This window comes from Sphingobium scionense, from assembly GCF_014197035.1.
GTDB lineage: Bacteria > Pseudomonadota > Alphaproteobacteria > Sphingomonadales > Sphingomonadaceae > Sphingobium > Sphingobium scionense.
On record NZ_JACIEU010000021.1, the window covers coordinates 1 to 21,887 of the forward strand.

The window sequence follows — 21,887 nt, forward strand, 5'->3', positions numbered from 1 at the left end:
AGCGCAAGGAAGCCCGTCACATCAACGTTCCGCCATCCTGACAGGGGGTCCCTTTTGCGCGCCGATAAGGGGTCCCGTTTGCACGCCGATTGACAATTCTCGCGATACCCCGAGGCATATGCCCAGTCGAGCACAGTGCCGATCCGCTGACGAACACGTCGCGCTGTCTCAGGTTTGGCTAGCCAGATGTCCGAAAGCAGATTGCGGATCATCGGACCGGTAATCTCATGAACCGGGAGATCACCGATTTGTGGGAAGACGTAGGTTTCGAGGGTCTGGTGCCACTGCTTCCCATGCTTCTCATTCCGCCATGTCTTGCTGTGGGCGGCGATCACCTTGGCTGCAGCCTGCCGAAATGTCGGAATGCCTTCAGCCTTGCGGCGTTCAAATATCGGATCCAGGCCAAGTTCTACCCAAGCGCGGATCTCGCGCGCACGTTCCCTTGCTGTCGCCAGTGAAACTTTCGACGCGCTTCCCAGGCCAAAGTCACGACGATGGCCATTCTTTTGTACCCGGCACATCCAACTCTTGCCGCCGCCGGGCTGAATAATCAGAAATAGCCCGTCGCCATCGCCAAGCCGCCCAGGACGTTTTGCTGCCTTTACAGCGGTAGCGGAAAGCTTTCCCATGCCACCAATTCTCCCACATTCTTTCCCACATTACCAATCGGTCACTGGTGGACGAGCAGGGATAGCCGTGGACGCGAATCACGTTCAAACCCTTGGAAAACTTAGGGTTTTGCGATTTGATACGGATGCGAAAGGACAGGATGGTGGCGGAAGCGGTGGGATTCGAACCCACGGTGAGCTTGCACCCACGGCGGTTTTCAAGACCGCTGCCTTAAACCACTCGGCCACACTTCCGTTGCGACGCTTCCTAGCGAAGCCGGCGAACAAGCCAAGGGCAAAAATGACAATATTGAGGGGAATGGTCGCCCATTCGCGCCTTCGTATCGGATAGGGGTTTCGCCGGTCGCCCTGGCTGTGCCACAAAAGGTCATGGCAGATTCTCGGTTCAATTCGCTGGCCATTGCGCTGATGATGGGTTTTTCGACGGTTGTGGCGGGATTTGCTGCGCCGCAAGTCGCGATCGCGCAGGATGATGGTGATTTTCGGACCTATCTCGAATCGCTGCGCCCCAAGGCGCGCGCGATGGGCATTCGCGATGCGACGCTGGATGCCGTTTTTCCGACGCTGACGATCAATCCCCGCGTTGTGGCGCTCGACCAGAGCCAACCGGGCGGTGGCGCCTATTCACCCATTCCCAATTTCGAACCCTATCGCCGGCAGCATGTCGATGCGGCGCGGATCAGCCGGGGACGGGCGGTCTATTCCGCCAATCGCGCGCGGCTGGCGGGGATCGAGGCGGAAACCGGCGTGCCCGAGGAAATCATGGTCGCGATTTTCGGCCATGAGACCAATTATGGCTCCTACACCGGCGATTTCGACCTGATCCGGTCGCTGGCCACCCTCGCGCATGAGGGGCGCCGCCGGACCTTGTTCGAGCCGGAATTGCTCGCCACGCTCAAGATGCTGAACGATGGCGTGCCGCGCAGTCGGCTGGTGGGGAGTTGGGCCGGCGCCACCGGCTATCCGCAATTCCTGCCGTCGGTCTATCTCAAGCTGGCCAAGGATGGCGACGGCGATGGCAGGGCAGACATCTGGACCAGCCAGGCGGATGCCCTCGCCTCGATCGCCAATTATTTCGTCGCGGCCGGGTGGCGCCGTGGCCAGCCCTGGGGCGTGGCCGTCAGTGTTCCGTCCGGTTTCAACCGCGCATCAGTGGCCGCCCGCACGACGGCGCCGCGCTGTCCGCGGGTATTCAACCGCCACAGCCGCTGGCTGACGATGGCCGAATGGCGCAAGCTGGGCCTGTTCCCGGCCAGTGGCATCTGGCCGGCGGACACTGTCATGGCGACCCTGCTGGAGCCGGATGGGCCGGGCAAGACCGCCTATCTGCTGACCAGCAATTATCGCGCGATCCTGGACTATAATTGCTCGAATTTCTACGCTCTTTCCGTGGGGTTGCTGGCTGATGCGGTCAAGCAATAGGAACTGGCTCACACTGGGCGGGGCAGGAATCCTGCTGGCGTCGTGCGGCGGCGAGCAGGCCAATGTGCCGCCGGCGCCGCGCCCCGTTCTGCCGGTGTCGGCGCCAGCGGTTGCCGACGAACCGGTCAAGATCGGCGAGCCCTATAATGTGGGGGGCAAGACCTATGTCCCGGCCGACCCGATCCATTATGACGAGGTCGGTTATGCCAGCTGGTATGGCGAAGAGGCGATGGGCAAACCGACGGCCAATGGCGAGGCTTTCGTGCCCTCGGCGATCAGCGGCGCGCACAAGACCTTGCCCCTGCCAAGCTATGTCGAGGTTACGGCACTGAACAGCGGCCGCACGATCCTGGTCAGGCTCAATGACCGTGGTCCGTTCAGCGACGATAAGCTCATCGACCTGTCGCGCGGCGCGGCCGAACAATTGGGCATTACCGGCGATGGCGCGGCGCCCGTTCGCGTCCGCCGGGTCAATCCGCCCGAGCAGGAAAAGGCGCTGCTGCGTGCCCACCACCGCGCGCCTGAGCGGATCGAGACGCCCCAGCCCCTGCTGAAGGTGCTGCAACGGCGTCTGGCGGAAGCCCCTGCAAGCCAGCCGCAGCAGCCCCAGGCCGCACGCCCCGTCGTTCAGGCGCTGCCGGCCGCGAGCAGTCCCAGTCGTCCCGGCGCGTCCTTCGATACGTCCACGCCGCGCATTCCCAAGCCGGCCTCGAAGACCACGGCACCGGCAAAACCGGTATCGGCAAAACCGGTATCAGGTGGCTATGTGGTTCAGGTTGCAGCTCTTTCTTCCCAGAGCCGGGCCGAGGCGCTGGCCAGGCAGATCGGCGCCCATGCCGTGGCCGCCGGTCCGGTCTGGCGAGTGCGCTATGGTCCCTATCCCTCGCAGGAGGCTGCGCAGGCCGGCGTGAAGGCGGCGGCGGCGAAGGGCTTTGCGAATGTCCGTGTCATGGCTAATGACGCGCGCTAATCATAGCGATGCATCCAGCGAATCTATCCAGTCGAAGGCTTGAGTTCATGAAGAAAACCGTTGCCGCCACTCTCTTCGTTGCGCTGCTGGCCCAGCCGCTGGTTGCCGCGGCCCCGCCCTATACGAGCGAGGCGCCGATCGCCTATATGAAGGATCTGTCGTCGGGCGCGGTGCTTTACGACAAGGGCGGCGAAACACGCATGCCGCCGGCGTCGCTGGCGAAGATGATGACCGCCCATGTCGCCTTTCGCCTGATCCAGAAGGGCGAATTGAAGCTCGACACCAAGTTCACGGTCCGCCCGGAAACCTGGCAGCAATGGCACGGCCCCAAGGCGGGATCGACCATGTTCCTGTCGGTGGGTGAGCAGGTGTCGGTCGAAAATCTGCTGCACGGCATCGTCACCCTGTCCGGCAATGACGCCTGCGTCGTCCTGGCCGAGGGCATCGCCGGCACCGAGCAGGCGTTCGTTGCGCTGATGAACGAGGAGGCCAAGCGCATGGGCCTCAAGAACAGCCATTTCGGCACCAGCAATGGCTGGCCCGACGAGGGCGTGACCTACGTTACAGCCGAAGACCTCGCCAAACTGGCCGAGGCGACGATCGTCGAGACGCCGGATCTCTACAAGAAATTCTACGCCACCCGTTCCTTCACCTGGGGCAAGACAATGGGTGGCACCGATATCGCGCAAGGCAATCGCAACCCGATCCTGGGCAAGATCCCCGGCGCAGATGGTCTCAAGACCGGCCATACCGAGGAAGCCGGTTTCGGCTTTACCGGTTCGGCCGAACAGGATGGTCGTCGCCTGGTGATGGTGGTTGCGGGCCTGACCAGCTTCAATGGCCGCATCACCGAATCCGTCCGCTTCATGGATTGGGGCTTCCGCGCCTGGAAGGCGCAGCCGCTGTTCAAGAAGGGCCAGACGGTCGAAACGGCCGAGGTCCAGCAGGGCAGCGCATCGACCGTGTCGCTGGTCGCGCCGCAGAATATGGCCGTCACCATGCCGCGCACGGCATCGGCCAATGTGAAGGTCAAGGTCGTCTATACCGGCCCGATCAAGGCGCCGATCGTCAAGGGCCAGCAGATCGCACAGCTTATCGTCCAGACCCCGGATACGCCGCCGCAAGTGCTGCCGCTGGTCGCCGGTGAGGATGTCGCGGAAGCGGGCATTTTCGGTCGTTTGTGGAATGGTTTGAAGTCCTTCTTCGGGTGAGTTGCGGCCGTTTCATCACGCTGGAAGGCGGCGAGGGTGCCGGTAAATCGACCCAGCTTCGTGCGCTGGCGTCGGTGTTGCGGGCGCGCGGGCTGGAAGTTGTCGAAACCCGCGAACCGGGCGGCAGCGAAGGGGCGGAAGCGATCCGTGCCATGCTGCTGACCGGCGGCGCAGACCGCTGGAATGCCCGCGCCGAAGCGCTATTGTTCGCGGCTGCGCGCGCGGATCATATCGAAAAGACGATCCGGCCGGCGCTGGCCCGTGGCGCCTGGGTGCTGTCCGATCGCTTTCTCGACAGTAGCCGTGCCTATCAGGGGCAGGGCGAGTTGACGGACGAGGACATATTAGCGCTGCATCGCATCGGCAGCGCCGGATTCCTGCCCGATCGCACCTTGTTCCTGACCCTGCCAGAGGCCGAGGCGGAAGCCCGCGCCCATGCCCGCGACGGCGACGTGTCGGACCGGATCGGTGGCCGCGACCGCAGCTTTCATCGCGCCGTGGCCGATGCGTTCGTTCGCTTTGCAGCCGATGAGCCGGCACGCGTCCGCGCGATTGACGCATCGGGCGCGGCTGAGGCTGTAACTGCTCGACTGCTGGCCGCGCTGGACGACCTGCTGTCATGACGTCACTTGTCGGGCATGAAGTCCAAGCGCAGACGCTGCTGGTGGCAGCAAGCAGTGGGCGCATGCATCATGGCTGGATCTTGAGCGGGCCACGCGGCATCGGCAAGGCGAGCTTTGCCCGCGCCATGGCCATGCGCCTGCTGGCGGACGCGGCTGGCCCGAAGATTGCGGGCGAGGGGCTCGACGTTCCCGAAAGCCACCCGATCCGCCGCTTGATCGAGGCGAGCGCCCATCCCGATTATGCCGAACTCGCCCCGCTGGAAAAGGACGGCGTTACCGCGCGGAACATCAGCGTCGATCAGGTGCGCGGACTCCAACGGTTGATCCAGTCGGCGCCGTCGCTCTCCTCCCGTCGCATCGTCGTGATCGACAGTGCTGACGATCTCGAGCGCGGCGCCGCCAATGCGCTGCTCAAGACATTGGAAGAGCCGCCGGCGGACATGATCTTCCTGCTGGTCAGCCATGCGCCCGGCCGGCTGCTGCCGACCATTCGCTCGCGCTGCCGCACGATGCGTTTTGATCCGCTGTCGGACGGGGCCGTCGCCACGGTGCTTCGCCGCCAGGATGAGAGCCTGTCCGGGCCGGAGCTGGACGCGCTGTTGCGGGCTGGGGAGGGGGCTCCCGGTCGCGCTCTGCGCTATGCCGGTCTCGACCTTGCCGGGCTGGAGACATCGCTGCAGGCGATCGCCGCCAATGGCGATCCGGGCAATCGCGAACGGCTGCGCCTTGCCAAGGCATTGTCGGGTAAGGCAGCCAAGCCGCGTTACGAAGCCTTTCTGGAGCGCGCGCCGGCCTTTATCGCGCAAGCGGCTCGGACACGGTACGGCCCGACGCTCGGCAGCGCGCTCGATCATTGGGAAGCGGCCCGGCATCTGGCGGGCGGTGCGGTCATCCTGTCGCTCGACCCGGCCTCGGTCGTTTTCGAGCTGGGCGGCCATGTTGCCGCACTGGCTGAGGCGGCGACCTGAAAAGCGGCTTTGCGGCGACGCGAACAGCCGCTAGGGAAGCTGCATGTCGCAGCCTTACACCATCACCACCGCCATCTCCTATCCCAACGGCCGTCCGCATATCGGCCATGCCTATGAGGTGATCGCCACCGACGCGATCGCCCGGTTCCAGCGGATGATGGGCCGCGACGTCTTCTTTCAGACCGGAACCGACGAACATGGGCTGAAAATGGCCCAGACGGCGCGCAACCGGGGCATCGAGCCGCGCGAACTCGCCGATGAGATGTCGTCCCATTTCAAGCAGATGAACGATAGTCTGAATATCAGCTATGATCGTTTCATCCGCACCAGCGAACCCGATCATCACCGCGCCAGCCAGGCCATCTGGCAGGCGATGGAGGCCAATGGCGACCTGTATCTGGGCCGCTATGAAGGCTGGTATTCGGTCCGCGACGAAGCTTTCTATGACGAGAAGGAAATCACCGACGGCGAGGGCGGCGTAAAGCTGTCGCCGCAGGGAACGCCGGTCGAATGGACCGTCGAGGAAAGCTGGTTCTTCCGCCTGTCCAAATATCAGGACAAGCTGCTGGACCTCTATAACAGCCAGCCCGACTTCATCCGCCCGGAAAGCCGCCGCAACGAAATCCTGCGCTTCGTCGAGGGCGGCCTGTCCGATCTCAGCATCTCGCGCACCAGCTTCGACTGGGGCGTCAAGGTGCCCGGCGCCGACGGCCATGTCATGTATGTCTGGGTCGACGCGCTGACCAACTATATCACCGGCTGCGGCTATCCCGACGATGCCGAACGGATGGCGTGCTATTGGGCCGAAGGTGGCGATATCACCCATATCATCGGTAAGGATATCGTCCGTTTTCATACGGTTTATTGGCCAGCCTTCCTGATGAGCGCGAAGCTGCCGCTACCCAAGCAGGTGTTCGGCCATGGCTTCCTGCTGAACCGCGGCGAGAAGATGTCCAAGTCGGTCGGCAATGTCGCCGATCCGATGGAATTGGCCGAACGCTTCGGCGTCGACCAGCTGCGCTATTTCCTGCTGTCCGAAGTGACTTTCGGCAATGACGGCAGCTATAGCGCCGAAGCGATCGTCCAGCGCTCCAACAGTGACCTCGGCAATGCGTTCGGCAATCTCGCCCAGCGCACGCTGAGCTTCATCGCGAAAAATCTGGAAGGCCGCCTCCCGGCCATCAACGGCCATGACGCCGCCGATACGGAATTGTTCGCGCTGATCGACAAGGTGGTGCGCAGCGACATGCCCGCCGCCATGGCCGATCTGGCGCCGTCGGTGGCGATCGATGCCTGGCTGCGCGCCGCCTTTGCCTGCAACCAATATATCGACGCGCAGGCGCCCTGGTCGCTGCGCAAGACCGATCCGCAGCGGATGGAGACGGTACTGGCCACCCTCTATATCGCCATCGCCCAACTGGCAGTCGCGATCCAGCCGGTAATCCCGGCCAGCGCCACCGCGCTGCTCGACCATATGGGCGTGCCAGCGGACAAGCGCAGCTATGGCGCGATCGGCGATCATTGGTATAGCGATCTGGCCGAAAGCGATTTCGTGCTGGCCGCGCCCAAGCCGCTCTTCCCGCGCCTGGAACTAACCGAAGCGGACGCCTGACGCATGTTGATCGACAGCCATTGCCACCTCAATTACAAGGGGTTGATCGAGGATCAGCATAATGTGCTGGAACGCGCCCGCGGGCGCGGTGTCGATCTGATGCTCAATATCGCCACCCGCGAAAGCGAGTGGGACGATGTGCTGGGCACGGCGGTGCGCGAGGCGGATGTCTGGGCGACCGTCGGCATCCACCCGCATGAGGCGGACGAGCATCCCCATGTCGACACCGCCAAGCTGGTCGATCGCGCGGCCCATCCGCGCGTCGTCGGCATCGGCGAGACGGGACTCGATTATTATTACGACCATAGCGATCGCGAGCGGCAGCAGAAGAGCTTCCGCAGCCATATCGCCGCCTGCCGCGAGACCGGCCTGCCGCTGATCGTCCATACCCGCGAAGCGGAAGAGGATACGCTGGCGATCATGCGGGACGAGATGGGGAAGGGGGCCTATAGTGGCGTCATCCACTGTTTCACCGCCAGCGGCGCCTTCGCCGATGCGGCGATGGACCTCGGTTTCTACATCAGCATTTCGGGCATCGTGACCTTCAAGAGCGCGAAGGATCTGCAGGAAACGGCCGCACGCCTGCCGCTCGACCGGCTGCTGGTGGAGACGGACTCGCCCTTCCTTGCCCCGGTGCCCCATCGCGGCAAACCGTGCGAACCGGCCTTTGTCGCCGACACGGCGCGCTTCCTGGCCGATCTGCGCGGTGAGAGCATCGGTGATCTGGCAGCAGCCACATCGGCCAATTTCCTGCGCCTCTTTGCCAAGATCGAGGGTCAGCCGCAGGCATGAGCCTCAAGCTGACCATCCTTGGCAGCGGCACATCCTCCGGCGTTCCCCGGATCGGCAATGACTGGGGTGCCTGCGACCCGACGGAGCCGCGCAACCGCCGCACCCGCGTCTCGATCCTGGTAGAGAGCGCGACGACACGGATATTGATCGACACCTCGCCCGACATGCGCGCGCAGTTGCTGGCGGCCGACGTGATCGACATCGATGCGATCCTGTGGACGCATGATCATGCCGATCACAGCCATGGCATCGATGATGTTCGCCAGTTGTTCCACCACCGTGGCAATCCGATCCCCGGCTATGCCCGCGCCCAGACGATGCGCCTGCTCCAGGCGCGTTTCGCCTATGCCTTTGCGGGGAGGGGGGGCTATCCCCCGATCATCAGCCCACATGATCTGCCCGACGGCCTTAGGATCGGCGATATCGACATTGCCTGCACCGATATGCCCCATGGCGACATCTACTCGACTGGATTCCGCTTCAGTCATGGTGAAAGCCATATTGGATATGCTACGGATTTTCATACCATAACACCTGGCATGCTAGCCTTGTTCGAGGCGCTCGATATCTGGGTGGTCGATGCGCTGCGTGCCCGGCCCCATCCCACCCATGCCCATCTGGAAATGACATTGGCGGGGATCATGGCGACCCGGCCCAAGCGCGCGATCCTGACCCATATGGACCAGAGCATGGACTATGCGACCCTGTGCGCCACGCTCCCCAAAGGGGTGGAGCCGGGCTATGACGGGCTGGTGATCGACCTTAACGACGGAGCACCCCACTGATGGACGGCACGGATCAGGCGATGTCCAGCATCTGGTATCTGCTCGCCCTGGTCCTGGTCGGCTCCGCGCTCATTGGCCGCCGCATCGCGCTGGGCAGCTTCGTGCGGATGGCGCTGCTCTGGGTGCTGATCTTCGGCGCCCTGCTCGGCCTCTTCACCTTCGCCCAGAAGGCGGGACTGATGCCGGCACGGTTCGCAGCGGAGGAGGGGGCCTTGCTCCAGCCGCAGAACAGTGCCGAGGCCATGTCACAGCCCGCGCCGCAGCCGGCCCCACCACCGATCCAGTCCGATGGGCAGGTGGTGCGCATTCCCGTGGCGCCGGACGGCCATTATTGGGTCGAGGGCATGGTCAACGGCATGTCCGCCCGCTTCCTGATCGACAGTGGCGCGACCATCACCGCCCTTTCGGAAAATACCGCTCGCGCCACCGGCCTCAATATCGACATGAATGCGCCCCCGATCCCGCTCAACACCGCCAATGGCAAGATCGACGCCCGCCGCGGCAGCATCTCGACGCTGACGGTTGGGCCGCTGCGCGCCAATGATGTCGAGGTCGTCGTCTCGCCGGCGCTGGGCGACGTCAATGTCATCGGCATGAACATGCTGTCCCGTCTCAAAAGCTGGAGCGTTGAAAATGGTGAAATGGTGCTGACGCCATGACGTCACATTTGGCTCAGGGGGATGGGGCACCCGACAAGCGAACCCGGCTCAAGGCGATCATCGGCGGTTCCACCGGCAATCTGGTCGAATGGTATGACTGGTATGCCTATGCCGCCTTCACTCTTTATTTTGCGCCGCACTTCTTCCCGAGCGAGGATCGCACCGCCCAGTTGCTGAGTGCCGCCGGCATCTTTGCCGTCGGCTTCCTGATGCGACCGATCGGCGCCTGGCTGATGGGCGTCTATGCCGACCGCCATGGCCGCAAGAGCGGCCTGACGCTGTCGGTGTCGCTGATGTGCGCCGGATCGCTGCTGATCGCAGTGACGCCAGGCTATGAGGTGATCGGCGTTGGCGCGCCGCTGCTGCTCGTTCTTGCCCGGCTGATGCAGGGCCTCTCGATCGGCGGCGAATATGGCGCCAGCGCGACCTATCTCACCGAAATGGCCGGCAAGGACCGGCGCGGATTCTATTCCAGCTTCCAATATGTGACGCTGATCGCCGGGCAACTGGTGGCGATCTGCGTGCTGCTGCTGCTCCAGTCGATCCTGACCGAGGCACAGCTTGACGCCTGGGGCTGGCGCATTCCTTTTGCCATCGGTGGCGGGCTGGCGGTCATCGTCTTCTGGCTGCGGCGCGGCCTCGCCGAAACGCAAAGCTATCACGCGGCAAAGGCCGAAGGTGCCCCGAAATCCGGCTTCATCGAACTCATCACCAGTCATCCGCGCGAGACGCTGACGGTGATGCTGCTGACCGCCGGCGGCACGATCGCCTTCTATGCCTATTCCATCTACATGCAGAAATTCCTCGTCAACACGGCCGGTTTCTCTCGGCAAACTGCATCGGAAATCAATGGGATAACATTGTTCCTTTTCATGTTGTTGCAACCTCTGGCCGGCGCCTTGTCCGACCGGATCGGACGCAAGCCGCTGATGATCGGCTTCGGCATCATGGGCGTGTTCTGTACCTATCCGATCTTCGCGACCCTGGCCGTGACGCGCGATCCCTTGGTCGCCGGGCTGCTGGTCATGGCGGGCCTCGTGATTGTCACCGGCTACACCTCGATCAACGCCGTAGTGAAGGCCGAGCTGTTTCCCGCGCATATCCGCGCACTGGGCGTGGCACTGCCTTACGCGCTGGCCAATACCTTGTTCGGTGGCACGGCGGAATTCGTGGCGCTCTGGTTTAAACAGTCCGGGATGGAGTCCGCTTTCTATATCTATGTCAGCGTCATGATCGCGATCTCGCTGACCGTCTATGTCCGCATGCGCGACACCAAAGCCCATAGCCGCATCCTGGAGGATTGAGATGGGTGAAACGAAAGACCTGCCATCAATCCGATCCATGATTTAACATAATATATATTATCGAACTTAAATTTGTGGAGCCCGGATGCCCCCGCTCCAGATCGGCGATTCCATCCGGTCAGCATGGACAGGAAATCTTTGCGCAATTTCCTGTCCATGCCATGTCGCAGACATAGCTAAGCCGGGCTGATACCTTCTCTCCCGCTATGTCGGATCATAGAACTCAGGGCCGCAACACCCAGCCGCCATCAACATGGACCGTCTGGCCGGTAATCCAGCGCCCCGCTTCGGAGCAAAGGAGCAATGCCGTGCCGACCAGTTCGTCCGGCTCGCCGCGCGGACGCAGGGCACAGCTCATCTGCAGGAACTGGATGAACGGGGAATCGTCGGGCACCAGCATCTTGCCGGCGTCCGATGTGACATTGCCCGGCGCGATCGCGTTGCAGGTGATATTGTCCTTGCCGAACTGCTTGGCGAGCGTGGTGGTGAGCCCCACCAGCGCCAGCTTGGAAATGCCGTAGAGACCCGTCGCCGGGAAGGCGCCGCCCGAGGTCTGGTTGATGATGCGTCCGCCGCCGCGCGCGCGCATCGAGGGGATCACCGCGCGTGCACACAGCAGCGCGCCGTTCAGATTGACGGCAAAGGCCCGGTTCCAGGCCTCCAGGCTGACGGCTTCGACATTGTCGTAACTGATATCGACCATCAGCGCGGCATTGTTGATGAGGATGTCGACACCGCCAAAGGCATCACTCGCCGCCGTCGCCATGGCCAGCGTCGAGGCCTCGTCGGCGACATCGACTTGGACGGCAACGGCCCGCCCGCCACCGGCGACGATCTCGTCAGCCACCGCCTGCGCGCCTTCGCCATTGAGGTCAGCAACGACGACTGCGGCGCCGGCCGCCGCCAGCCCCAGCGCATAGGCCCGGCCGATGGAATTGCCGCGCCCGCCGGCGCCGGTGACGATCGCAACTTTGCCGTCGAGGCGGAACTGATCGAGGGTGAAGGACATGGTTGGATCTCCTGAAATGGTCAGTCGCCGCAGGCGGCGGCTAGGAAGGGGGTCGCAGCCTGAGACAAGGATTCAGCTCCGGCATGATCGGGTAGGCTGGTCATCAGCAGGCCGACATCCTTGCGCAGCAGCGGTGCGCCATGGGCAAAGGCGCCGGGGGTCGGCAGCCGGGCATAAACCTCGAAACCAAAGCTGCGGCCGCTGCTCGCCTTGATGAGATCGCGCAGGGGCGCGTCGTCCAGGTCCAGCGCCCTGCCCGCCTCCATCGCGGCATGGGCCAGCCCCATATTGGCCGCCATCAGCGCGTTGTTGACGATCTTGGCGCGTTGCCCAGCCCCGACATCGCCCATCCGCACGATCAGGCCGGCAAAGCTTTCCAGCACCGGCCGGGCCGCTTCATAGGTCTTGGTCGTGCCGCCGCACATCACGGTCAAACTGCCTGCCGCGGCGGCCGGGCCACCGCCGCTGACCGGCGCATCGAGGAAGGCGATGCCGCGTGCCGCGCAGCGTTCGGCCAGTGCCACGCAATGGTCGGGCAATATGGTCGAATGGATGACGATCCGACTGCCCGGCCGCATCGCTGGCAGCAATTGCTCGACGATCGCCGCCACACCGGCGTCATCGACAACACAAATGCCGACATGATCGCAGGTCGATCCCAAAGCCGCGATATCCGGGGCCGCCGTTGCGCCATTTGCGAGAAAAGGCGCCAGCGCATCGGGGCGGCGTGCCCAGAGCTTGAGCGGATAGCCGGCGGCGGTGATGCGCTCGGCCATGGGGCCGCCCTGGCTGCCAAGGCCGATGAAGCCGATCCGTTCCATCCCGCTCATCCTGCGGTGATCCCGGCATCGATCGAGATGCAATTGCCATGGAAGCCACGCCCTGCCGGCGAGGCGAGCAGGGCCACCATGTCGGCGACGTCATCGACCTCGACCGTGCCGCGCATCCCGGAAAAGCGCTTGAGCAGTTCGAAGTCGCAGCCTTCGGGTGGCCGAAAATTGGTGGCGATATTGGTGATCATGCCACCGGGCGCGACGGCATTGATACGGATCGGCTGCTTCTGAAACTCCATCGCCATCGCCTTGGTGAGGTTGAGAAGGCCGGCTTTCGACGCGCAATAGGCGGCCGCATAGGCTTCGCCGATGAAGGCGGCCGAGGAGACCACGTTCACGATCGCGCCGTTCACCTTGAGCAGATGCGGGATCGCCGCCTGCGACAGCAGGAAGGGCGCGGTCAGGTTGACCGCGAGCGTCTTGTCCCACAGCGGCTTGGGCATGTCGGGCGAATTGGAGAGATAGATGAGGCCGGCGACATTGCACAGCGCATCAAGCTGGCCGAAATGGGCGACAGCCGCATCAACGGCGGCCCGACAAGCATCAGGATCGGCCAGATCGACGATCGCAACCTGATGATCGCCCTGGGGAAGCAGGTTTTTCGTTTCGGTCAGCCCTTCGGCGTTGACGTCGACCAGGCAAAGCCTTGCGCCGGCCTGCGCCAGTTTCAATGCCGTCGCACGGCCCAGCCCGGACGCAGCCCCTGTCACCAGCGCAACCTTGCCGGTCATGTCGATTGCAATGCTCATGGCTTGCCCCCCTCCTTCTCGTTCCAGGCCAGCCCCTTGGCGACCTTCCCGGCCATTTCCAGCACTACGCCCTGGATCACCGATGCCTTGGGCCAGCCGGCATGGACAGCATATTGGAGGACGAACTCGTGCAACTCGGCAGCGGTGCAATTGCCGCTCGCCATGGCGGCGTGGAAATGGCTGGCGATCGGCACGGTGGCAGCAGAGTCCGCAACGCCAACCAGGGTCAGGAAGCGGCGTGACCGCTGGTCGAGGCCCGACCGGCCCCACATCTCGCCGAACACGAAGTTCAATATGCCATCCTGCAGATAGGGAAGGCCATTGCCGACACGCGGGCCATCGAAGGTCATCACCGCGCGAAACTCGGCAAAGCCCTGCTCCATCCGCTGCTGCGGATCCCAGGGCGCGGCCCGGATCGGCGACAAGGCAACCTGCGCCAGCCCCTCTTCCGCTTCGACCCGGTCGATCGCCGCATCGATCGCGCCACCCTTGTCCCAGCCTGCATAGACCGCGACATGCAGCGCGGCCTCGCGCAATTCGGCCTGGGTCAGCGCACCGGTCGCCAGCGCACCGCGGACATAGCCGTCCAGCCGATCAGTCGGCGCGGTCGCGCCAGCGGCAGAGGCCAGCGCGATCAGGAAGCGCGCGCGCCGATCCAGCCCCGGACGCGACCAGATTTCGGCATAGATGAAATCGCGCCAGCTTTCCGCCACCGGCGATCGGGGCGCGGGACCATCTCGCCCGGTCAGTTCGGCCTGAAGGCTGCTGCCCAGTGCGCTGCGCGCTGCGGGATCGCACAGGCTCATTGCCCGCCCTCCGGTGCGGCCATGCTCATCCAGACATTCTTGGGCTGGAGGAATTCATGCAGCCCCTCGACCCCGCCCAGCCGGCCATGGCCGCTCTTCTTGAATCCGCCGAAAGGACAGTTGGGCTGCATCGCCTCGCCCGAACCATTCACATGGATCATGCCGGCCTGCAGCTCGCGCGCCAGATGATGGGCACGGCGCAAATTCTGCGTGTGGACATAGGCGCCAAGGCCATAGTCGGTGCCGTTGGCCAGCGCGATCGCCTCATCCTCGTCATCGAACGGGGTCGCGACCAGCACCGGACCGAACACCTCATTCTGCGCGATCTCACACTGGTCCGGCACGTCGGCCAGGATCGTTACCGGCAGGAAGAAACCATCGGCGAAATCCCCGTCCAGACGCTGGCCGCCCGCGATGATGCGGCCGCCATCGGCGACGCCCCGCGCCACCATCCCGCTGATCCGATCGAGCGCAGTCTGGCTGATCACTGGCCCCAGCACCGTCGCGGGATCGAAAGGGTCACCCGATTGCACATGGCCGGCCATCGCGCCGATCAGGTCGAGATAGCGATCATAGATGCCGCGCTGGACCAGCAGGCGCGTGCCGTTGACACAGCCCTGTCCATTGGAGGAAATCGCCCCGGTCAGCCCCTTCTTCGCCGCGAGCATCAGGTCGGCATCATCGAACACGACCACGGCCGACTTGCCGCCCAGTTCCAGGCCTACCGGCTTGAGCGACTGGGCCGCATTGGCAAGCACCTGGCGCGCGGTCGCGCCCGATCCGATGAATTCGATCTTGTCGATGCCGGGATGGCTGACCATCGCCGCGCCGACATCGGCGCCGCCCGTGACCAGATTGACCACGCCGTCGGGCAGGCCGGCCTCATGCAGCAGGTCGATCAGTTGCATCACGCTATAGGGGGCAAGTTCCGGCGCCTTGATGACCACGCAATTGCCCGCCGCCAGCACCGGCGCCAGCACCATGGTCGCGGCGAACAGCGGACCGTTCCACGGCACGATGATACCGATCACGCCATAGGGATCATAGCTGACATAATCATGGGCCGGCGCGCCCCACATCGGGATGGTGCGTCCATGCAGCTTGTCGCACCAGCCGCCGAAGTAACGGAATTTCTGGGCGGCATCATAACCCATATAGGGCGCGACCATCGCCACCGATCCATTCTCGGCGATCAGGCTCGGGGCGAATTCTGCCGACTTCGCTTCCAGCAGCGCCGCGATGCGGAACATGAGGTCGCGCCTTTTGTCGCCCGGCATGGCGCGCCACGCCGGAAACGCCTTGCGCGCAGCGGCGGTGGCCCGGTCGACATGCCCTGCATCCGCCAGCGCCAGTTCCTGCGTCACCTTGCCGGTGCCGGGATAGACATGGACGTGGCGCGCCGGGCCGGTCGGCACCTCCCGCTGCCCGCCGATGATGACGGGGTAACGCGGCAACGCGTCGATCACGGGATTTCTGAATGCCATGGCTCTCTCCTCTTTCGGCAAGGACGGCCCCTGCACGGCGCCGCCACCGAATGTGCAGCGATTCTTGAGAGGGATATTAATATGCGCATTATTAGATCATCAAGGCGATGATCCCGAGTATCGCCCTTGCGAAATTTCATTCAATATGCGCATTAATTTGCATGAACCTGATCCAGCACAATGCCCAGACAGAACCATCAATCGGTAAGCGGCAGATCGTCCGCAATGCGGCTGATGCCCTGCGCCGACGTATCCTTGCCGCACCGGCCGGCGAACAGATCGGCTCCCTTCCGACCCTTGCCCGCGAGCTGGAGGTCGGCATCGTCACGATCCAGCAGGCTGCGCGCATCCTGGAGCATGAAGGCCTGCTGGAGGTTCGGCGGGGACCGGGCGGCGGCTATTATGGCCGGCGACCACAAATGGCCGATCTGGAACGGATGCTCGGCGCCTATCTGTGCGGTGAGCCCGGCTCCTGGCGCGAGATACTCGATATCACCTCGCTGCTGTTCAATCGGCTCTGCGCGGCGGCGGCCCGATGTGATGACATGGCGCTCCGCAGGGAACTGGTGGATCTGCGCGGCCAGATCGACACGTGCGACAGCATGGACGGGCTGGGCCGACTGGAAGGGCGGCTTCAGGATATCTTGTTCCGAATGGTCAGCCAGCCCTTATTCGAACTGCTCACACGCGTCGCGCTGGGAAGCGCACGCGACGTCGAGCGAGAGGGCAACGGCACGGACATGTTTGATCTGAATGCGTGGCGCCATGGTCGCATGCGCATTATTGATGCGATTGCCGGTCTGGATCCTGCTCTTGCGCACTTCGAGGCGGATCGGCAGAATCGTCAAATTCTGGCCGGCCTGTTCGGGTTTGAATGATCTGAACCAACAGATCATGTGATTGATCCGATCGCCGCCGATCAAGTCATTTTGAACCCGCGTCAAAAAACGATCAAGTGGGCTGGCTATGCCTCAGCCGAAACTTTATCGCCAACCTTTCCTCGTCTCACATCAGGATCTTCATGTCCGACACCAGCAAAGCCAGTCCCGCCGATATCATGCCGATCGCCGATGTCATGGCGCGGCTGCGCGATCCGGAAACGGGCTGCCCCTGGGACATTGAACAGGATTTTGCGAGCATCGCCCCCTACACGATCGAGGAAGCCTATGAAGTGGCCGATGCGATCGATCGCAACGACATGGCGGACCTGCGCGACGAACTGGGCGATCTGCTGCTGCAGGTCGTGTTCCACAGCCGCATCGCCGAACAGGCCGGCCATTTCCGCTTGCAGGATGTGATCGACAGCATCGCGGCCAAGATGATCCGGCGCCATCCCCATGTCTTTGGCGAAGGCGCCCGCCGCGAAGATGGCCACGCCCAATGGGAAAGCATCAAGGCGGCCGAGCGCGCCGACAAGATCCCCGACCCGAGTGCCATGGCCGGTGTCGCGCAGGCGCTCCCCGCGCTGCTGCGCGCCGAAAAACTGCAGAAGCGGGCCGCCCGCACCGGCTTTGACTGGCCCGACGCCCAGGGCGCGATCGCCAAGATCCATGAGGAACTGGACGAGGTCACCAGCGCGACCAGCCATGCCCATCGGGAAGAAGAGGTCGGCGACCTGCTCTTTGCCGTCGTGAACCTCGCACGCCATCTCAAGATTGACCCCGAAGTCGCGCTGCGTGGCGGAAATACCAAGTTCGATCGTCGTTTTCGTCAGATGGAGGCGATCGCTGGCGATGCGTTCGTCGGCCTGTCGCTAGACGAGAAGGAAGCGCTATGGCAGCAGGCGAAGCAGGCGGAATAATCAGGCCGGTCACGCCGGCGGATGATGACGCGATCTGGGCAATCCTGGAACCAGTGCTGCGCGCTGGTGAAACCCTGGCGGTCGATCGCGCCATCAGCCGCGAAGACGCGCTTGCCCTCTGGCTGTCCCTGGACCGCACCGTCCGCATCGTCGAGGAGGATGGCACCCTGCTCGGCATCTTCTACATCCGCGCCAATCAGGCCGGCGGTGGCCGCCATGTCGCCAATGCCGGCTATGTCACCGCAGGTCACGCAACCGGACGCGGCGTTGCCCGACGCATGTGCGCCGCCTCGTTCGATCTGGCGCGCGACCTGGGTTTCAGCGCGATGCAGTATAATTTCGTGGTTTCCTCCAACAGTCGCGCGGTCGCGCTGTGGCAGGCGATGGGCTTTGCCATTGTCGGCCGCGTGCCCGGCGCCTTTGTCCATCCGGCACTGGGTCCGGTCGACACATTTGTGATGCATCGTTACCTTTGACGCGCGGCTTGTGCAGCGGCATAGGGCGCGCAATCGCGACCATCGCGCATAGGGGGTATCTGGTGTCAATTTCGCTGTCCGGGCCGGCCATGGCCCCTTCCCTTCTTTTGCCTGGTTGCACACGATGAACGGCTCCACCACGGGCTGGCTGGAACGCCGTTTCCAGATCTCCGAACGCGGCAGCAGCTTGCGCACGGAAATCGTCGCCGGCATCACCACCTTCCTCACCATGGCCTATATCGTGCTGGTCAATCCGGCGATCCTGGGTGAGGCCGGCATGCCGCTGGTCGGCGTGGCCGCCGCAACCTGTTTCGCCGCCGCTTTCGCCAGCATCCTGATGGGGATGGTCGCCAATGTGCCGCTCGCGCTGGCGCCGGGCATGGGGCTCAACGCCTATTTCACCTATTCGGTGGTGCTGGGCCTCGGCATTCCCTGGCCGGTCGCGCTGGGCTGCGTCTTCCTCTCGGGCGTCGCCTTTCTGGCGCTGACCCTCGCGGGCATCCGCCAGATGATCCTGGCCGCCATTCCGCCCCATCTGCTGGCCGCAGTCGCCGGCGGCATCGGCCTCTTCATCGCGTTCATCGGCCTACGCAATGCGGGCATCGTCGTCTCCAACAGCGCCACCTCGGTCGCGCTCGGCGATCTTCGCTCGGCGCCGGTGCTGCTGACCCTGTTCGGCCTGACGCTGATCGCCGGCCTGTCGATCCGCAAGGTGCGGGGCGCGATCCTGATCGGTATCGTTGCCACCACCCTGCTCGGCTGGCTGGTCGGCGCCCTGCATTTCACGCCGACGCCCTATGATGCGTCCGCGCTCGGCAGCACCGCCTTTCATCTCGATCTTGGCGCGGTCTTTGCCGGTAGCCACGGCATTGGCGTGCTCGAGATCATCTTCGTCTTCCTGTTCGTCGACCTGTTCGACAATCTGGGCACGTTGATGGCGGTGACCAAGCGCGCAGGCCTCGCTCGCCCCGACGGAAGCGTGCCCAACCTCAACCGCATCCTGATCGCCGACGCCGCCGCCACCATGGTCGGCGCGACCGCGGGCACCAGCACCGTCACCTCCTATGTCGAAAGCGCGGCGGGGGTCGCAGCCGGCGGCCGCACCGGCCTTACCGCCGTCGTCACCGGCATCCTGTTCCTGCTCACCATCTTCGCTGCCCCCTATGCCGGCCTGGTGCCGCTCTATGCCACCGCGCCGGCCTTGATCCTGGTCGGCAGCCTGATGATGGCGCCGTTGGTGGAAGTCAGTTGGGAAGAGCCGTTCGAGGCGGTCCCCGCCTTCCTCACCCTCGCCCTCATCCCGCTCACCTTCTCGATCGCCAATGGCATTGCCTTCGGCATCGTCGCCCATGCGATCCTGAAGCTGCTGCGCGGCGCGATGAGCCGCACCGACTGGCTGCTGTTCCTGCTCGCCATCCTGATCGTCATCCGCTTTGCCTGGGTCGCCGCTGCATGAAATTTCTCCTCGTCCTTGTCGGCCTGCTGACCGCCGCGCCCGCCCTCGCCCAAAAGCTGGACGACCAGCCCCGCACCGCGATCATGACGGCATTCCCGCCCGAACATGCGGCGCTCGTCGGCCGTATCGAGCAGCCCCGCACGGTGCGCGTCAATGGCGTGCCGGTGACACTCGGCCAGATGGGCGGAAAGCCCGTGCTGCTGGTCGAAAGTGGCGTCAGCATGGTCAATGCCGCCATGACCACTCAATGGCTGGTCGATCGCTTTGCGGTGAAGCGCATCCTCTTTTCCGGCATTGCGGGCGGGATCGATCCGTCGCTGCATATCGGCGATGTCGTCGTCGCGGCCGATTGGGGCCAGTTCATGGAAAGTACGATCGCGCGCGAGGCGCCGGGCGGCTATGCGCCGATCTTCCGCACGCCGGGCAATGACCTGCCCAATTATGGCATGATCTTCCCGCGCGATGTGGAAGCCGGCAACGATGTCGAGGCCAAGAGCTGGCACCGCACTTTCCCGGCCGACCCTGCCCTGCTTGCTATCGCCCGCGCCCTTTCCTCGTCGGAAAGCTTGGCCCGCTGCGCCGATGCGACCGCCGCCAAATGCCTGCCTCACCAACCCAGCCTGCATGTCGGCGGTCGCGGTATCAGCGGTCCCGCCTTCATGGATAATGCCGCCTATCGCCAATATCTGTTCGCCACCTTCCAGGCGCAGGTGCTGGACATGGAAAGCGCTGCCGTGGCGCAGGTTGCCTATGCCAACCGCGTCCCCTTCCTCGCCTTCCGCAGCTTGTCGGATCTGGCGGGCGGCGATGCGGAACAGAACCAGATGAGCGCCTTCATGGCGCTCGCCTCGGCCAACTCCGCGCGCGTGGTGCAGGATTTCGTGGCGCGACTGCCCGATTAACGGTCGCGCTTCAGGAAGCGGGCGAGGCCGGAGTCGGACAGGCGGACATCCACCTGTATTTCCGCCTCGCTCGGCCGGGTCGCCAGCACCTCGCCATGCTCATGCAGCCAGGCGAGGGCCGCCCCATCGGCGATCGGCAACCGCAGGCTGTGGACCCGGGCACCGCGCGTCAGCCGGCTGCTGATCGCCCGCTGCAACCCGTCGACCCCCTCGCCGGTCAATGCCGAGATGATGACGACATCATCATGACGCGCCGCAATCTCGCGCGCCTGCGCGGCATTCTCCGCGTCGAGCAGGTCCAGCTTGTTCCATGCCTCGATGATCGGTGGTGGATCGGCCTCGCCTTCGCCGCGCTCCAGCGCCCCTTCGCCAGCGACGCCCAATTCGCTCAGCACATCCAGCACATCGTCGCGCTGCGCCTCGGTATCGGGATGGGCGATGTCGCGGACATGGACGATGATGTCGGCCGACAGCACTTCCTCCAGCGTCGCGCGGAAAGCCGCGATCAACTGGGTCGGAAGATCGGACACGAAACCCACCGTGTCGGACAGGATCGCCTTGTCGAGGCCCGGCAACACGATCTGCCGCATGGTCGGGTCCAGTGTCGCGAACAGCAGATCCTCTGCCATCACTTCCGCGCCGGTCAGGCGGTTGAACAGGGTAGACTTGCCGGCATTGGTATAGCCGACAAGGGCAATCACCGGCCAGGGCGCGCGCTGGCGCCGGGCACGATGCAGGCCGCGCGTTTTGGTCACCTGATCCAATTCGCGCCGGATTTTGGCCATGCGGTCGCGGATCATGCGCCGGTCCGCCTCGATCTGGGTTTCGCCCGGACCGCCCAGGAAGCCGAAGCCGCCGCGCTGGCGCTCAAGATGGGTCCAACTGCGCACCAGGCGCCCGGCCTGATAGTCGAGATGGGCGAGTTCGACCTGCAACCGCCCCTCGTTGGTGGCGGCGCGCTCGCCGAAAATTTCCAGAATAAGCCCGGTCCGGTCGATGACCTTGGCGCCGGTTCCCTTTTCCAGATTGCTCTGTTGCACCGGGGTCAACGCATTGTCGACGATGACCAGCTCGGCCTCTTCCTGTGTCACCAGCGTGGCGATCTGGTCGACCTGGCCGCTGCCGAACAGGGTGGCGGGCTTGCGGTCGCGCACGCGAAAGCTCTGGGCGGCGCGCACATCGATGCCGATGGCCAGCGCCAGGCCGCGCGCTTCCTCCAGCCGGGCATCGCTGTCGCGGCGGTCACCGCCATGGGTTTCGGCATGCACGACGACGGCGCGCGCACCGCGCGCCACTTCGTCCTCGGAGTCGCGATTGAATATGGCCATGTCAGCTTAGAGCATCTGGCCGCGCTCCGGTCTACCCGCGCGGATCGGCGGGAAGACCGGATGCGGCG

General features: G+C 64.2%; 23 protein-coding genes and 1 tRNA gene. 15 read left to right on the forward strand and 9 right to left on the reverse strand.

Going from position 1 to position 21,887, the window contains the following annotated elements:
• Positions 1–629, reverse strand: a 629-nt coding sequence (locus GGQ90_RS20860; RefSeq protein WP_188083807.1) for a tyrosine-type recombinase/integrase, incomplete at its 3' end; no start/stop codon positions are given.
• 144 nt (positions 630–773) lie between these two features.
• Positions 774–863: transfer RNA gene (locus tag GGQ90_RS20865), tRNA-Ser, on the reverse strand.
• A 135-nt stretch (positions 864–998) separates the two neighbouring features.
• On the opposite strand from GGQ90_RS20865, the gene GGQ90_RS20870 reads away from it, so the two are divergent.
• Genes GGQ90_RS20870 through GGQ90_RS20915 form a run of 10 tightly spaced genes read left to right on the forward strand, consistent with a single transcriptional unit; the run spans position 999 to position 10,975 of the window.
• Complete coding sequence (locus GGQ90_RS20870) at positions 999–2,051, forward strand: lytic murein transglycosylase (RefSeq protein ID WP_188083808.1); 1,053 nt, start codon at positions 999–1,001, stop codon at positions 2,049–2,051.
• Entirely contained in the window at positions 2,035–3,021 is a 987-nt protein-coding gene (locus tag GGQ90_RS20875; RefSeq protein ID WP_188083809.1) for a septal ring lytic transglycosylase RlpA family protein, read from the forward strand. Before GGQ90_RS20870 ends, GGQ90_RS20875 begins: the two co-directional genes overlap by 17 nt.
• Before the next feature lie 47 nt (positions 3,022–3,068).
• Positions 3,069–4,232 carry a D-alanyl-D-alanine carboxypeptidase family protein gene (locus tag GGQ90_RS20880; protein ID WP_188083810.1) on the forward strand — a complete coding sequence of 388 codons (1,164 nt, stop codon included), beginning with the start codon at positions 3,069–3,071 and terminating at the stop codon, positions 4,230–4,232.
• Positions 4,229–4,855 (forward strand): dTMP kinase, encoded by a 627-nt coding sequence (gene tmk, locus GGQ90_RS20885; protein WP_188083811.1) that lies wholly within the window; start codon positions 4,229–4,231, stop codon positions 4,853–4,855. Before GGQ90_RS20880 ends, tmk begins: the two co-directional genes overlap by 4 nt.
• Complete coding sequence (locus GGQ90_RS20890; protein WP_188083812.1) at positions 4,852–5,823, forward strand: AAA family ATPase; 972 nt, start codon at positions 4,852–4,854, stop codon at positions 5,821–5,823. Before tmk ends, GGQ90_RS20890 begins: the two co-directional genes overlap by 4 nt.
• 43 nt (positions 5,824–5,866) lie before the next feature.
• Positions 5,867–7,435, forward strand: coding sequence for a methionine--tRNA ligase (gene metG, locus GGQ90_RS20895; protein ID WP_188083813.1), 1,569 nt, complete (start codon positions 5,867–5,869; stop codon positions 7,433–7,435).
• Between the two features lie 3 nt (positions 7,436–7,438).
• Positions 7,439–8,227 (forward strand): TatD family hydrolase, encoded by a 789-nt coding sequence (locus GGQ90_RS20900; protein WP_188083814.1) that lies wholly within the window; start codon positions 7,439–7,441, stop codon positions 8,225–8,227.
• Positions 8,224–9,012, forward strand: a complete 789-nt coding sequence (locus tag GGQ90_RS20905; RefSeq protein WP_188083815.1) for an MBL fold metallo-hydrolase — start codon at positions 8,224–8,226, stop codon at positions 9,010–9,012. Before GGQ90_RS20900 ends, GGQ90_RS20905 begins: the two co-directional genes overlap by 4 nt.
• Positions 9,012–9,671: a retropepsin-like aspartic protease family protein gene (locus GGQ90_RS20910; protein ID WP_188083816.1), complete on the forward strand. Its 660-nt coding sequence runs from the start codon at positions 9,012–9,014 to the stop codon at positions 9,669–9,671. The genes GGQ90_RS20905 and GGQ90_RS20910 overlap by 1 nt, the downstream gene beginning before the upstream one ends.
• On the forward strand, positions 9,668–10,975 hold the full coding sequence (locus GGQ90_RS20915) for an MFS transporter (protein ID WP_188083817.1): 1,308 nt from the start codon (positions 9,668–9,670) through the stop codon (positions 10,973–10,975). The genes GGQ90_RS20910 and GGQ90_RS20915 overlap by 4 nt, the downstream gene beginning before the upstream one ends.
• A gap of 223 nt (positions 10,976–11,198) precedes the next feature.
• Here the strand turns inward: GGQ90_RS20915 and GGQ90_RS20920 are convergent, their stop codons facing one another.
• From GGQ90_RS20920 to GGQ90_RS29860, 6 genes are all read right to left on the reverse strand, one after another.
• Positions 11,199–11,984: an SDR family oxidoreductase gene (locus GGQ90_RS20920; protein ID WP_188083818.1), complete on the reverse strand. Its 786-nt coding sequence runs from the start codon at positions 11,982–11,984 to the stop codon at positions 11,199–11,201.
• 20 nt (positions 11,985–12,004) lie between these two features.
• Complete coding sequence (locus GGQ90_RS20925) at positions 12,005–12,814, reverse strand: NAD(P)-dependent oxidoreductase (protein WP_188083819.1); 810 nt, start codon at positions 12,812–12,814, stop codon at positions 12,005–12,007.
• Positions 12,811–13,566, reverse strand: coding sequence for an SDR family NAD(P)-dependent oxidoreductase (locus GGQ90_RS20930; protein WP_188083820.1), 756 nt, complete (start codon positions 13,564–13,566; stop codon positions 12,811–12,813). The genes GGQ90_RS20925 and GGQ90_RS20930 overlap by 4 nt, the downstream gene beginning before the upstream one ends.
• Entirely contained in the window at positions 13,563–14,372 is an 810-nt protein-coding gene (locus GGQ90_RS20935) for a carboxymuconolactone decarboxylase family protein (RefSeq protein ID WP_188083821.1), read from the reverse strand. Before GGQ90_RS20935 ends, GGQ90_RS20930 begins: the two co-directional genes overlap by 4 nt.
• Positions 14,369–15,856 (reverse strand): aldehyde dehydrogenase family protein, encoded by a 1,488-nt coding sequence (locus tag GGQ90_RS20940; protein WP_188083822.1) that lies wholly within the window; start codon positions 15,854–15,856, stop codon positions 14,369–14,371. The genes GGQ90_RS20935 and GGQ90_RS20940 overlap by 4 nt, the downstream gene beginning before the upstream one ends.
• Positions 15,857–16,053: 197 nt before the next feature.
• A complete protein-coding gene (locus GGQ90_RS29860; RefSeq protein ID WP_343053971.1) occupies positions 16,054–16,215 on the reverse strand; it encodes a hypothetical protein in 162 nt (53 codons plus the stop codon).
• A gap of 60 nt (positions 16,216–16,275) precedes the next feature.
• Between GGQ90_RS29860 and GGQ90_RS29865 the strand changes: the two genes are divergently transcribed.
• The 5 genes from GGQ90_RS29865 to GGQ90_RS20965 all read left to right on the forward strand — a co-directional run bounded on the left by GGQ90_RS29865 (position 16,276) and on the right by GGQ90_RS20965 (position 20,491).
• The gene (locus GGQ90_RS29865; RefSeq protein WP_343053973.1) at positions 16,276–16,734 is read left to right on the forward strand and encodes a hypothetical protein; all 459 of its coding nucleotides are present in this window, start codon (positions 16,276–16,278) and stop codon (positions 16,732–16,734) included.
• 143 nt (positions 16,735–16,877) lie between these two features.
• Positions 16,878–17,657 carry a nucleoside triphosphate pyrophosphohydrolase gene (gene mazG / locus GGQ90_RS20950; RefSeq protein ID WP_188083824.1) on the forward strand — a complete coding sequence of 260 codons (780 nt, stop codon included), beginning with the start codon at positions 16,878–16,880 and terminating at the stop codon, positions 17,655–17,657.
• A complete protein-coding gene (locus tag GGQ90_RS20955; protein WP_188083825.1) occupies positions 17,630–18,133 on the forward strand; it encodes a GNAT family N-acetyltransferase in 504 nt (167 codons plus the stop codon). Before mazG ends, GGQ90_RS20955 begins: the two co-directional genes overlap by 28 nt.
• Positions 18,134–18,257: 124 nt before the next feature.
• On the forward strand, positions 18,258–19,589 hold the full coding sequence (locus GGQ90_RS20960) for an NCS2 family permease (protein ID WP_188083826.1): 1,332 nt from the start codon (positions 18,258–18,260) through the stop codon (positions 19,587–19,589).
• Positions 19,586–20,491 carry a 5'-methylthioadenosine/S-adenosylhomocysteine nucleosidase gene (locus GGQ90_RS20965; RefSeq protein WP_188083827.1) on the forward strand — a complete coding sequence of 302 codons (906 nt, stop codon included), beginning with the start codon at positions 19,586–19,588 and terminating at the stop codon, positions 20,489–20,491. The genes GGQ90_RS20960 and GGQ90_RS20965 overlap by 4 nt, the downstream gene beginning before the upstream one ends.
• On the opposite strand, the gene hflX is transcribed toward GGQ90_RS20965, so the two are convergent.
• Complete coding sequence (hflX, locus tag GGQ90_RS20970; protein WP_188083828.1) at positions 20,488–21,819, reverse strand: GTPase HflX; 1,332 nt, start codon at positions 21,817–21,819, stop codon at positions 20,488–20,490. The two genes, GGQ90_RS20965 and hflX, sit on opposite strands and share 4 nt — an antisense overlap.
• Between the last annotated feature and the right edge of the window lie 68 nt (positions 21,820–21,887).

Excerpts from the sequence above, each read along its gene's own strand:
- GGQ90_RS20870 (WP_188083808.1), top strand. The coding sequence starts at position 999 with ATGGCAGATTCTCGGTTCAATTCGCTGGCCATTGCGCTGATGATGGGT.
- GGQ90_RS20875 (WP_188083809.1), top strand. The coding sequence starts at position 2,035 with ATGCGGTCAAGCAATAGGAACTGGCTCACACTGGGCGGGGCAGGAATC.
- GGQ90_RS20880 (WP_188083810.1), top strand. The coding sequence starts at position 3,069 with ATGAAGAAAACCGTTGCCGCCACTCTCTTCGTTGCGCTGCTGGCCCAG.
- GGQ90_RS20890 (WP_188083812.1), top strand. The coding sequence starts at position 4,852 with ATGACGTCACTTGTCGGGCATGAAGTCCAAGCGCAGACGCTGCTGGTG.
- metG (WP_188083813.1), top strand. The coding sequence starts at position 5,867 with ATGTCGCAGCCTTACACCATCACCACCGCCATCTCCTATCCCAACGGC.
- GGQ90_RS20900 (WP_188083814.1), top strand. The coding sequence starts at position 7,439 with ATGTTGATCGACAGCCATTGCCACCTCAATTACAAGGGGTTGATCGAG.
- GGQ90_RS20905 (WP_188083815.1), top strand. The coding sequence starts at position 8,224 with ATGAGCCTCAAGCTGACCATCCTTGGCAGCGGCACATCCTCCGGCGTT.
- GGQ90_RS20910 (WP_188083816.1), top strand. The coding sequence starts at position 9,012 with ATGGACGGCACGGATCAGGCGATGTCCAGCATCTGGTATCTGCTCGCC.
- GGQ90_RS20915 (WP_188083817.1), top strand. The coding sequence starts at position 9,668 with ATGACGTCACATTTGGCTCAGGGGGATGGGGCACCCGACAAGCGAACC.
- GGQ90_RS20920 (WP_188083818.1), bottom strand. The coding sequence starts at position 11,984 with ATGTCCTTCACCCTCGATCAGTTCCGCCTCGACGGCAAAGTTGCGATC.
- GGQ90_RS20925 (WP_188083819.1), bottom strand. The coding sequence starts at position 12,814 with ATGAGCGGGATGGAACGGATCGGCTTCATCGGCCTTGGCAGCCAGGGC.
- GGQ90_RS20930 (WP_188083820.1), bottom strand. The coding sequence starts at position 13,566 with ATGAGCATTGCAATCGACATGACCGGCAAGGTTGCGCTGGTGACAGGG.
- GGQ90_RS20935 (WP_188083821.1), bottom strand. The coding sequence starts at position 14,372 with ATGAGCCTGTGCGATCCCGCAGCGCGCAGCGCACTGGGCAGCAGCCTT.
- GGQ90_RS20940 (WP_188083822.1), bottom strand. The coding sequence starts at position 15,856 with ATGGCATTCAGAAATCCCGTGATCGACGCGTTGCCGCGTTACCCCGTC.
- GGQ90_RS29860 (WP_343053971.1), bottom strand. The coding sequence starts at position 16,215 with ATGCTCCAGGATGCGCGCAGCCTGCTGGATCGTGACGATGCCGACCTC.
- GGQ90_RS29865 (WP_343053973.1), top strand. The coding sequence starts at position 16,276 with ATGGCCGATCTGGAACGGATGCTCGGCGCCTATCTGTGCGGTGAGCCC.
- mazG (WP_188083824.1), top strand. The coding sequence starts at position 16,878 with ATGTCCGACACCAGCAAAGCCAGTCCCGCCGATATCATGCCGATCGCC.
- GGQ90_RS20955 (WP_188083825.1), top strand. The coding sequence starts at position 17,630 with ATGGCAGCAGGCGAAGCAGGCGGAATAATCAGGCCGGTCACGCCGGCG.
- GGQ90_RS20960 (WP_188083826.1), top strand. The coding sequence starts at position 18,258 with ATGAACGGCTCCACCACGGGCTGGCTGGAACGCCGTTTCCAGATCTCC.
- GGQ90_RS20965 (WP_188083827.1), top strand. The coding sequence starts at position 19,586 with ATGAAATTTCTCCTCGTCCTTGTCGGCCTGCTGACCGCCGCGCCCGCC.
- hflX (WP_188083828.1), bottom strand. The coding sequence starts at position 21,819 with ATGGCCATATTCAATCGCGACTCCGAGGACGAAGTGGCGCGCGGTGCG.